Genomic DNA, 11267 nt, shown 5'->3' with positions numbered 1-11267 from the left:
GCTATGCCTAAAGAAGATAAAAATTTTTATAAATCCTTGAGCAATCTGGCTCTACTGAGTCAAATTGGATTTTCTATGATAGTTCCTATTATTGGATGTGTTTGGATAGCGAATTTCTTAATGAAAAAATTTAATATGGGAACCTGGGTACTGTTCTTATTTATAATACTAGGAGTTACAAGTGCATTTGCTAATTTATTCAGACTTACTAGATTTTCTAGTAAAACTAATGAAAATAAAGACAGCAAGACAAAAGATAAGGATGGAGATTTATAAAACGTGGATGCTACTTTAAAAGAAACCATAAAACTTTTTAAAGGGATAGTATTTTTAGATATACTGCTAATAGCGGTATTATTTATCCTTAGGAAACTTGATTTAGCAATGCTTCAAGGAATATTAATTGGTTCTATTTACGCTCTGCTAAATTTTAGACTTTTAGCTGTTAGCATAAACAGGGCCGTTACAATGTCTCCTGGTAGAGCTCAAATGTTTGCTGGGATAAGTTATTTTGGTAGGTTTGCTTTGAGCGCTGTTATTATACTAGCAGCGATTAAAGTTGACTATATAAATGCTTTAGGTGTAATTATACCAATGTTTTTTCCTAAGGTAATAATCATAGGCTCTGCAATAAAACGCAAGAGCTAATGGGAAATGTCAGAATTTTACTGACAACTTTTTTAAAAAGAATTATCAAACTTAAGGAAAGGAGGGAATTAAGTGAACGGTCCTAAAATATTTTTTGAAATACCTATATTTGGTGGACTTCCAATTAATCAAACCATGGTATCGAGTTGGCTCGTGATGGGAACAATTATTCTCTTGGCTTATCTTGGAGCTAGGAAGTTAGAAAAAATTCCTAGCAAACCTCAGCTTATAGCAGAAGGATATGTAGGTGCAGTGTATGGCTTAGTTGAGCAGACTATGGGTAAAGATAAACTTGAATTTGCACCTTATATCGGTACTTTATTTGCTTTTTCACTTTTTTCAAGTCTTAGCAGCTTAGTTGGATTAAGACCACCTACTGCAGACTTAAACACAACACTAGGATGGGCACTTATAACATTTTTTCTAGTACAAGCTAATGGTGTTAGGAAAAAAGGGCTTAAAGGATACTTAAAAGGCTTTTTAGATCCTCTACCTATGCTGTTACCGCTAAACCTTATTTCAGAAATATCAAATCCTATTTCTCTTAGTTTCCGTCATTTTGGAAACATTGCAGGTGGTATGGTAATAACAATGCTACTATACAATTTTCTAGCATGGCTTAGTGGTGCGATATTTGGTTTCTTGCCATTTATTGATGCTATTCCACTGCTTCAAATCGGAATACCTGCAGTACTATCAATATATTTTGATTTGTTCACAAGTGTACTTCAAGCATTTATATTCTGTATGCTTACAATGGTTTTTGTGGCGATGGCCATGGATTAACAACTTTTGTTAAAAATAAGACAAAACTTATTTTTTAGAAATTATAATTAATTTAAAGTACAAATGTACAATTTAAAGGAGGAATATTAAATGGAAAGAGCAATAATATTAGCAGCATCAGCAATTGGAGCAGGACTTGCAATGATCGCAGGTATAGGCCCTGGTATCGGTCAGGGATTTGCAGCTGGTAAAGGTGCAGAGGCAGTTGGAAGACAGCCAGAAGCACAATCTGATATCGTTAGAACTATGTTACTTGGAGCAGCGGTTGCTGAGTCAACAGGTATCTATGGTCTAGTTATCGCGCTTCTTCTTTTATTTGCTAACCCACTAATCAACTTATTATAGTTATTAGCTTGGAAATAGCAAGAAATAAGGAAGGAGGAGGAAAATGTTTCAAAACTTTATAAGCCTTGGGGTATTTGAAGTATTAATTACATGGGCTAACACCATTATCTTGTTTCTAGTTCTTAAAAAACTCCTTTTCAAACCTGTTAAGACCTTTATGGAAAATAGACAGAATGAAGTTGCAAAAGCCTTTAATGAGGCAGATGAAGCGAAAGCTAAGGCAGAACTACTTGAAAAACAGTATGCTGACAAAATAGCTATGGCAAAATCTGAAGCAGCTGAAATTGTTAAGGAAGCTTCAAAAAGAGGAGAAGATCGCTTTGAAGAGATAGTAGCTGAAGCTAAGAAAGAAGCTGAAAGAATTACTGTTAAAGCCAACAGCGAGATTGAAAGAGAAAAGCAAAAGGCAATGAATGAAATCAAGGATGATATTTCTGAGATTGCTATGATGATAGCGAGCAAGGTTATTCAAAAGGATATCAATTCTTCTGATCATGACCGCCTTATTAAAGATTTTATTGATAATGTAGGTGATACATCATGGCAGAACTAGTACAGCAAAGATATGCAGGAGCTTTTTATGAAGTAGCAAAAGAGCTTCAAAAAGAAGATGACTTTTTAGAAGAACTTAAGTTCATAGATAAAGTGCTTACTGAAAATGCTGATTTTATGAAGGTACTAAAAGCGCCTATGATATCTAAAGAAGAAAAAAAATCTTTGATAGAAAATGTATTTGCTAATCAATTATCTACTTCTACATTTAATTTCCTGAAAATTCTAGTAGATAAAAGTAGAGTAGCTGCTTTCCCTCAAATAGCTGATGAATTTAAAAATTTACTAAATGCTGCTAGAAACATAAAAGAGGTAACAGCAATAACTGCAGCTCCTCTGAGTGAAGAATTAAAAGCCGCACTTATAGAAAAATTACAAGCTATTACTGGTAGCGAAATCGTTTTAAATCACTTAGTAGATTCTGGCCTTATAGGTGGAATTTTAATTAAAATTGGTAATGAACAAATAGATGGCAGTGTAAAAAGCCGTCTAGAAGGACTAAAACAAGATATTTCAGCAATAATTGCATAGAAGGGTGGTGAGACCATGGAACTTAGACCAGAAGAAATAAGCAGCATTATAAAACAACAAATTAAAAGATATGAAAATAAAATAGATCTTCAGGATGTTGGAACAGTTATTCAGGTTGGTGACGGAATAGCTAGAATTCACGGACTAGAAAAATGTATGGCAGGTGAGCTGCTTCAGTTTGAAGGAGATGTCTATGCCATGGCCCTTAACCTTGAGGAAGATTTTGTCGGAGCCGTAATGCTTGGTTCAGATGAAAACATCAAGGAAGGGGATACTGTTAAAAGAACAGGACGTATTGTGGAGGTTCCAGTAGGAAACCAGTTACTTGGAAGAGTACTTAACGCACTTGGACAACCTATAGATGGTAAAGGACCAATAAATACAGATACATTTAGACCTATTGAAACTCAAGCGCCAGGAATCATTGAAAGAAAATCAGTTCATGAGCCTCTACAAACTGGAATAAAGTCAATTGACTCTATGATTCCTATAGGAAGAGGACAAAGAGAGCTTATTATAGGCGATAGACAAACAGGTAAAACTACAATTGCTATCGATACTATAATCAACCAAAAAGGCAAGGATGTTATATGTATTTATGTTGCTATCGGACAAAAGCGTTCAACGGTTGCTCAAATAGTTGATACTTTAGAAAAAGCAGGAGCTATGGATTATACTATTGTAGTAGCGGCTACAGCATCAGAGCTAGCACCTCTTCAATATATATCGCCATATGCAGGATGCTCTATGGGTGAACACTTTATGCATGAAGGAAAGCACGTTCTTTGCGTATACGATGATTTATCTAAGCATGCCGTTGCTTATCGTGCGATGTCACTTCTACTTAGAAGACCGCCGGGACGTGAGGCATATCCTGGAGACGTATTTTATTTGCATTCAAGATTACTTGAAAGAGCTGCAAAGCTAAGCGATGAAAAAGGAGCAGGTTCACTTACTGCGCTTCCTATAATAGAAACTCAAGCAGGAGACGTTTCTGCATACATTCCTACTAACGTTATTTCTATAACTGACGGACAGATATTCCTAGAGTCAGAGCTATTCTTCTCAGGAGTAAGACCTGCAGTAAACCCTGGTATCTCAGTTTCAAGGGTTGGAGGTAACGCTCAAATTAAAGCTATGAAAAAAGTTGCTGGTACTGTAAAGCTTGCTTATGCACAGTATAGAGAGCTTCAATCATTTGCTCAGTTTGGCTCAGACTTAGACAAGGATACTAGAGAACGTCTAGAAAAGGGAGAAAGAATCGTTGAGGTTCTAAAGCAACCAGAATCATCTCCTATAGATGTTGAAAATCAAATTATGATTATATATGCTGTAAACAATAACTATCTTAAAGATATTGAAGTTGAAGACATCAGTGAATTTGAAACTGAATTCTTTAATTATATGAAAGAAGCTTATCCAGAAGTTGGAAAGGATATAGCTACTAGCAAGAATATCTCAGATGAAACAGAAGAAAAACTAAAGGCTGCTATTGAAGAATTCAAGACTAAGTTCAAAAACAGTAAGTAGCCTCTAAATGAGGAGGTGAATGGAGCATGGCAGGAGTTGGAATGAAGGACATCAAAAGGCGTATCAAAAGCGTTGAGAGCACGATGCAAATCACTAAAGCAATGGAGCTTGTGGCATCTTCAAAGCTTAGAAAAGCCAAAGAAAAGGTTGAAAATTCCAGACCTTATTTCAATACACTTTATGATACTATGAGAAAAATTTCTCGTAGCACAAAGGGACTGAAATCTCAATTTACAGTGGATAGAGATACGGGTAAAAAAGGATATATCGTTGTTGCTGGAGATAGAGGACTAGCAGGAGGATATAACTCGAATGTTCTAAAGATGGCTGTAAATCACATGGATAATCAAAAATATCCAGTTATAGCAGTGGGAAAAAAATCAATGGACTTCTTCAACAAAAGAGGATATCCACTTCATGGAAAGTTCTCTTCTGGAGCAGAATCTATAGAAGTAGCAGAAATTCATCAAATTTCAGAAGAAGCTATTGCGCTTTATAAATCAGGTGAAATAGATGAGCTGTATATAGTATTTACTAAATTCGTATCTACACTTACTCAAGAACCGCAGATAATTAAATTGCTGCCTCTTAAGTTTGATGATGAAGGAGCTACAGCTAAATCTAGTTTAACTGTATATGAGCCATCGCCAGAAGGTGTATTTGATTATTTAGTACCTAAGTATATAGATGGAATAATATTTGGAGCAATCGTTGAATCATTTGCATCTGAGCAAGGAGCTAGAAGAACAGCAATGGAATCAGCTACAGACAATGCAGAAGATATGATAGGGTCGCTTCAGCTTAAGTATAATAGAGCTAGACAAGCAACTATAACTCAAGAAATATCAGAGATTGTTGCAGGAGCAGAAGCACTGAAGTAAGAAGATAGGAGGTAGAATAATGCCAGAAAGAAAAATAGGCACAGTGGTTCAAATAATTGGACCGGTGTTAGATATTAAGTTTCCTACTGAAGAACTTCCAAATCTTCTAAATGCTGTAGAAATTGAGCATGACGGAAGAAAGATTGTAGTTGAAGTATCTCAGCACGTAGGAAACGATACAGTAAGATGCATTGCTATGAGCTCTACAGATGGGCTAGTTAGAGGGATAAAAGCTGTAGACACAGGTGAATCTATTACGGTACCTGTTGGAAGAGATACTTTAGGAAGAATCTTTAACCTTCTGGGAGAGCCTGTTGATAATATGGAATATGTAGGAACAGGCAATCGCCTTCCTATTCATAGAGAGGCTCCTGCATATGAAGACCAAGAGACTTCTACAGAAATACTAGAGACAGGAATAAAAGTAGTTGACCTTATTGCACCATACGCAAAGGGTGGAAAGATAGGACTGTTTGGTGGTGCAGGAGTTGGTAAAACTGTACTTATAATGGAGCTTATCAATAACATAGCAAAAGAGCACGGTGGTATTTCGGTATTTACTGGTGTTGGCGAGAGAACAAGAGAAGGAAATGACCTTTACGAAGAAATGAAGGAGTCAGGAGTTATTGACAAAACAGTTCTAGTATATGGTCAGATGAATGAGCCTCCTGGAGCACGTATGCGTGTTGGCCTATCTGGACTTACTATGGCTGAATACTTCAGAGATCAAGAGGGTCAGGACGTTCTTCTATTTATTGACAATATATTCAGATTTACTCAAGCGGGTTCAGAGGTTTCAGCACTTCTTGGACGTATGCCTTCTGCGGTTGGATATCAGCCAACGCTAGCTACAGAGATGGGTGCCCTTCAGGAGAGAATTACCTCTACTAAAAAAGGCTCAATCACTTCTGTACAGGCTGTATACGTTCCAGCAGACGACCTTACTGACCCAGCTCCAGCAACTACATTTGCCCATCTAGATGCAACTACAGTTCTTTCAAGAAATATTGCATCACTGGGTATTTATCCAGCGGTTGATCCACTAGATTCTACATCTAGAATACTTTCAGCTGATATAGTTGGTAAAGAGCATTATGATGTTGCCAGAGATGTTCAGTCTATACTTCAAAGATATAAAGAACTTCAAGATATAATTGCGATTCTTGGTATGGATGAACTTTCTGATGAAGATAAACTAACAGTATCAAGAGCAAGAAAAATTCAAAGATTCCTTTCTCAGCCGTTTTCTGTTGCAGAGCAGTTCACAGGAATGGAAGGTAAGTATGTACCACTAAAAGAGACAATAAGAGGGTTTAGAGAAATAATTGAAGGTAAGTATGATGACTTACCAGAATCTGCCTTTTTATTTGTTGGAACAATAGATGAAGTTGTGGAAAAAGCGAAGAAGGGAGAGTAGACTATGGCTACTTTTAACCTTCAGATAGTAACGCCTGATAAACTTTTTTATAACGAAGAAGTCGATATGCTTGTAGTTAGAACAACTGAGGGTGATGTTGGTATACTTAAAGGGCACACAGACTATGTTGCATCACTTGACATCGGAATTATAAAAATAAAAAAAGATGGAGTTTTCAAAGAAGCTACAATAGCTGGAGGCTTTATCCAAGTAGACAAAGAAAAAACTACTATTCTAACAGAAGCAGCTGAGTGGCCCATTGAGATAGATGTTGAAAGAGCTAAGAAAGCTAAGGAATTGGCTGAAAGCATAATTAACAGAAAGCTATCTGAAAGAGAAATGGATATGGCTGAAGTTAGACTTAAAAAGGCTCTTAATAGAATTAGAACAGCTCAAAAAGACTAGGCTTTGCCTAGTCTTTTCTTATTGTGTTATAATGTAATTTAGAATAGTTATTAATAACCTTTGAGCTATAGGAGATAAAAATATATGAAAACTCAAGATATTTTTCAAGATATATTATCAAAAAAAAGAGTGCCTCTCTTACTTAACTATGCTCCATATCAATCTATGATTAAATATGGGCAAAGTAACAAAATGAAAGATATAAGCAATGAAATAAAGTCGCTTATTGAAGTAGAGAAAAAGCATATACTAGAAGTAAATACTCTTCATAAAGAAAAATCTAGAATTACAGCAAATGTGCTTTATATTTCTAATGAACTTAATTCTCAGAACAATCTTAGCATGGAGAAAAGGCTTGAAGAGCAACGCTTAAGAATGGAAGAAGTAAGAGAAGAAATCAAAAATAGAGAAGATGAAATTCAAGATATAATAATGGAAAAGGAAGAAAAAAATCTAGAGCTTTTGAAAGAAACCATAGATTATGCTTATGAATATATGAAAAAAGACGAAGCAGAGCTTAAAAAGGTTTTGGAAGAGATAGAAGTACTAAGACAAAAACTAAAAGTAGATAGAGAAAAAAGAGATAAATTGGAAAAGCGTGTCAATTCTATTTATGGGTTTTTACATGCTATGGTAGGAGCGAAAGATACTGAAAAGCTCGATGAGGAATTTTTAAGCAAGTAGGTGAAGCATGATAAAGGGTATTGGAAATGATATCTTGGAAATAGATAGAATAAAGTCAGCTATTGAAAAAAATTCTAGATTCTTAACTAAGATATATACAAAAAGCGAGCTTGATTATTATCAGGCAAAAGGCCAGAAAATTGAAACCTTAGCAGGTATGTTCTGCGCGAAAGAAGCTGTTTCTAAAGCTCTAGGAACTGGATTTGTAAGCTTTGCGTTTACAGATATAGAAATACTAAGAGCTTCAGGAGGAAAGCCATATGTCCTGCTTCATAATAAAGCTAAAGTCGCTCTAGCCGAACTTGGAGGGTTTAATATAAATATAAGCATATCCCATAGCAAGCATTATGCTCATGCAGTTGCTATTATTGATTAGGATATAAAGAATTTGAAATATTGGAAAAATTCTAGCTTCAAGGTATAATGAGGTTAGATTAAATTTATAGTTTAAATCATATTTTTTATGGTAGATATAAATTGTATGATATCAGAAGGGGGATTGCATTATGAGCCATACATTTAGACCGACATGGGCAGAAATCAATCTAGACCATGTGAAAGCAAATTATAATAATATAAGGAAATTGCTTAAACCCGAGACGAAATTTTGTGCAGTAATCAAAGCGAATGCTTATGGACATGGAGCTGTGCAGTATGCAAAGGTTTTAGATAAAGAAGGAGCAGATTATTTTGCTGTTGCAGTTTGTGAAGAAGCTTTAGAGCTAAGACAAAATAGCATCACTAAGCCTATAATGTGCCTAGGCTATGTTCCAGAGGACAGGTTTAAGGATATGATGCAAAACAATGTAGACATCACAATCTACAGCTATGAAAAAGCTGCTTTATTATCTCAAATAGCCAAAGATAATAATCTAAATGCAAAAATACATATTAAGCTAGACAGCGGTATGTCTAGACTTGGGCTTCAATGTGATAATGAAGCAGTAGATGAAATACTTAAGATATCAACCTTAGAAAATTTAGAAATAGTTGGCATTTTCACACATTTTGCACTAGCAGATGACAAAGATTTAAGCTATACTCATGAGCAGTATAAGAATTACAGCTTCGTTGTAAATGAGTTAGAGACTAAAGGACTTAAAATTCCAATAAAACACGTTTGCAACAGCGCTGCAACTATGATGCTACCAGAGTATCATCTAGATATGGTAAGACCTGGAATAATACTTTATGGTCATTATCCATCAGATGATGTAGATAAATCAAAAGTAAAGCTATATCCAGCAATGGCACTTAAAAGCACGGTTGCTCATGTAAAAAAATTGGAAGAGGGCAGAGGGATAAGCTATGGTCATAAATATCGCTCTAAGGAAAATGAAATAATAGCAACGATTCCTATAGGATATGCGGATGGATTTACCAGAATGTTATCTGGACAAGCTGATGTAAAACTAAATGATAAAATGGTGCCAGTAGTTGGGCGTATCTGTATGGACCAGTGCATGCTTTCATTGGAAGAAGAGGCCAAGGTAGGAGACCAGATTACTATATTTTCGGATGAAGAGGGTATGGATATCGAACGTTTTGCGCAAAGACTAGGGACCATAAACTATGAGCTACTGTGTATGGTACAGCGCAGAGTGCCTAGAATATATAAAGAAGATGGAAAGATTATCAAGGTACAAGATTATCTGATTTAGGGCTACCTAACGTATCTTCTCGAGTATCAGGTGAAGGGAAGAGTGCATAATAATGAGCAATAATATAACAGTCAGAAGAGGAGATATTTTTTATGCCGACCTCAATCCTGTAATAGGATCAGAACAAGGTGGAACCAGACCTGTACTCGTTGTACAAAATGATATAGGTAACAAATATTCTCCGACAATTATAATTACAGCAATAACGTCACAGATTAATAAAGCCAAACTGCCTACTCATATTGAGATTAAGGCAGGGAACTATGGGCTTGTTAAAGATTCGGTAGTTTTATTGGAGCAAATAAGAACCATTGATAAAAAGCGTCTTAAAGAAAAAATTGGACGATGCGATGAAAATCTGATGGAGCAAATTGACAAGTTGCTTCAAGTTAGTTTAGGTATTTTTGAACAATAAACTATCATTAACCAAATAATGATAACAATTAAGAATTAAAACTAAGTTTAATACAAGCTGTACATATTTTAGAGCTGTAAGAGGAATTTTCTCTTGCAGCTCTTTTCTGTCTTTAAACTGTAACCGAAATAGTGGGCTTTTAATGATAACATAATATAGACAATAGATGAAAAGGAGAAGATGAAATTGAAAAGACATATAGCATTGATGTTAACCTTATTACTTTCTCTATCAGTTCCAGCTCAAGTTTTTGCAGATACTAAGGATGATAAAGATAATGATAGTAAGCCAGTAGCAGAACAAACTGAAGATGATGGGAAAATAGATACATATATTATTGAACATAAAATATATGTAAGCGTAGAAGATTTAATGAATCTGCTACAGTACACCAAGGTCAGTCCAACAGAATATACATATGAAAATAAAACAATTGTTTTTGATGGAAATAATAAAACTGTAACTACGAATGGAATGAGCAAGAGTATTCCAAATGGAATACTTTATTATATGGGAAAGACTGTAATTAGCACTGAAGCTGTAGAATCTGCTTTTGGGAAGGTTCTTACTACTAGCAATGTGAAGATGAGCTTTAATGTAATAAATAAGCAAAGTGAAACACCATCTGCCTATGCATGGACAAAAAACAGAGTTATAGCACACGCTTTAGGCTCAGTAAATGGAGTTACAAACAGCAATACTCTAGATGCAATGAAGCAAAGCTATAAAAGTGATTTTAGATTATTTGAAGTAGACCTTCTTCCAACTGTTCACGGAGAGCTTGTTGCTAGTCATGGTTTTTATGAGCTTTTAGCTAGCAAATATGGAAGACCAATTCCAGAGCAGTATTCAAACGAAATACCAACTAAAGAAGAATTTTTGAATTTTAAATTTAACGGTATGTATAAAACTATAGATATAGAGGAAATAGTAGCTATAATGAGTGCAAATCCTGATATCTATATGATTACAGATACTAAAATAACTGACTATGCTCAATCTTCAGCTCAGTTTAAAGAGCTTGTTAGAGTGTGTAAAGAAGTGGATGAATCAGTTTTAGATAGAATTATACCTCAAATTTACAATGAGAGTATGTATGATGCAGTTATGAGTCAGCATAAATTTAAATCACTTATCTATACTTTATATGCTACTTCAGCTACAAATCAGCAAGCACTTGAATTTGTAACAGCAAAGGGAATCAAGGTTGTTACTATGCCACCAGAAAGAATTAATGCTCAAGATATAACTCTATTTAATTCTTATGGTATAAAAATATATACACATACTATAAATGATGCTGAGCAAATGAAAAATTTTAAAAATATGGGAGTATATGGTTTTTACACAGATTTTATAACCCCTACACAATTTGATAGCCTATAAATTACTACTTAATATTTTGTTATCTT

General features: G+C 35.0%; 15 protein-coding genes. All 15 read left to right on the top strand.

The window, feature by feature from the left end:
• Window positions 1-3: 3 nt before the first annotated feature.
• A complete protein-coding gene (locus CLOST_RS10695) occupies window positions 4-276 on the top strand; it encodes an AtpZ/AtpI family protein (protein ID WP_013362336.1) in 273 nt (90 codons plus the stop codon).
• Window positions 277-279: 3 nt separating this feature from the next.
• On the top strand, window positions 280-648 hold the full coding sequence (locus CLOST_RS10690; protein WP_013362335.1) for an ATP synthase subunit I: 369 nt from the start codon (window positions 280-282) through the stop codon (window positions 646-648).
• Between the two features lie 72 nt (window positions 649-720).
• A complete protein-coding gene (gene atpB / locus CLOST_RS10685; RefSeq protein ID WP_013362334.1) occupies window positions 721-1434 on the top strand; it encodes a F0F1 ATP synthase subunit A in 714 nt (237 codons plus the stop codon).
• Between the two features lie 90 nt (window positions 1435-1524).
• Window positions 1525-1779: an ATP synthase F0 subunit C gene (gene atpE, locus CLOST_RS10680; RefSeq protein WP_013362333.1), complete on the top strand. Its 255-nt coding sequence runs from the start codon at window positions 1525-1527 to the stop codon at window positions 1777-1779.
• A gap of 43 nt (window positions 1780-1822) precedes the next feature.
• Window positions 1823-2332: a F0F1 ATP synthase subunit B gene (atpF, locus tag CLOST_RS10675; protein ID WP_013362332.1), complete on the top strand. Its 510-nt coding sequence runs from the start codon at window positions 1823-1825 to the stop codon at window positions 2330-2332.
• Window positions 2320-2862 carry a F0F1 ATP synthase subunit delta gene (locus tag CLOST_RS10670; RefSeq protein WP_013362331.1) on the top strand — a complete coding sequence of 181 codons (543 nt, stop codon included), beginning with the start codon at window positions 2320-2322 and terminating at the stop codon, window positions 2860-2862. The genes atpF and CLOST_RS10670 overlap by 13 nt, the downstream gene beginning before the upstream one ends.
• A gap of 15 nt (window positions 2863-2877) precedes the next feature.
• Window positions 2878-4392, top strand: coding sequence for a F0F1 ATP synthase subunit alpha (gene atpA / locus CLOST_RS10665; protein WP_013362330.1), 1515 nt, complete (start codon window positions 2878-2880; stop codon window positions 4390-4392).
• 26 nt (window positions 4393-4418) lie between these two features.
• Window positions 4419-5273 carry an ATP synthase F1 subunit gamma gene (gene atpG, locus CLOST_RS10660; RefSeq protein WP_013362329.1) on the top strand — a complete coding sequence of 285 codons (855 nt, stop codon included), beginning with the start codon at window positions 4419-4421 and terminating at the stop codon, window positions 5271-5273.
• A gap of 19 nt (window positions 5274-5292) precedes the next feature.
• A complete protein-coding gene (gene atpD / locus CLOST_RS10655) occupies window positions 5293-6690 on the top strand; it encodes a F0F1 ATP synthase subunit beta (RefSeq protein ID WP_013362328.1) in 1398 nt (465 codons plus the stop codon).
• A gap of 3 nt (window positions 6691-6693) precedes the next feature.
• Window positions 6694-7095: an ATP synthase F1 subunit epsilon gene (atpC, locus tag CLOST_RS10650; RefSeq protein WP_013362327.1), complete on the top strand. Its 402-nt coding sequence runs from the start codon at window positions 6694-6696 to the stop codon at window positions 7093-7095.
• Window positions 7096-7179: 84 nt separating this feature from the next.
• Window positions 7180-7779, top strand: coding sequence for a coiled-coil domain-containing protein (locus CLOST_RS10645; protein ID WP_013362326.1), 600 nt, complete (start codon window positions 7180-7182; stop codon window positions 7777-7779).
• A 7-nt stretch (window positions 7780-7786) separates the two neighbouring features.
• Window positions 7787-8155 carry a holo-ACP synthase gene (gene acpS / locus CLOST_RS10640; RefSeq protein WP_013362325.1) on the top strand — a complete coding sequence of 123 codons (369 nt, stop codon included), beginning with the start codon at window positions 7787-7789 and terminating at the stop codon, window positions 8153-8155.
• A gap of 130 nt (window positions 8156-8285) precedes the next feature.
• Window positions 8286-9440 carry an alanine racemase gene (alr, locus tag CLOST_RS10635; protein ID WP_013362324.1) on the top strand — a complete coding sequence of 385 codons (1155 nt, stop codon included), beginning with the start codon at window positions 8286-8288 and terminating at the stop codon, window positions 9438-9440.
• A gap of 52 nt (window positions 9441-9492) precedes the next feature.
• On the top strand, window positions 9493-9855 hold the full coding sequence (locus CLOST_RS10630) for a type II toxin-antitoxin system PemK/MazF family toxin (RefSeq protein ID WP_013362323.1): 363 nt from the start codon (window positions 9493-9495) through the stop codon (window positions 9853-9855).
• Window positions 9856-10041: 186 nt separating this feature from the next.
• The gene (locus CLOST_RS10625; protein WP_013362322.1) at window positions 10042-11241 is read left to right on the top strand and encodes a phosphatidylinositol-specific phospholipase C/glycerophosphodiester phosphodiesterase family protein; all 1200 of its coding nucleotides are present in this window, start codon (window positions 10042-10044) and stop codon (window positions 11239-11241) included.
• Window positions 11242-11267: the final 26 nt, after the last annotated feature.

Origin of the sequence: Acetoanaerobium sticklandii, from assembly GCF_000196455.1 — a bacterium.
GTDB lineage: Bacteria > Bacillota > Clostridia > Peptostreptococcales > Filifactoraceae > Acetoanaerobium > Acetoanaerobium sticklandii.
Note: the sequence above shows the minus strand (reverse complement) of the source record. Positions and strands in the feature narration are given on the sequence as shown.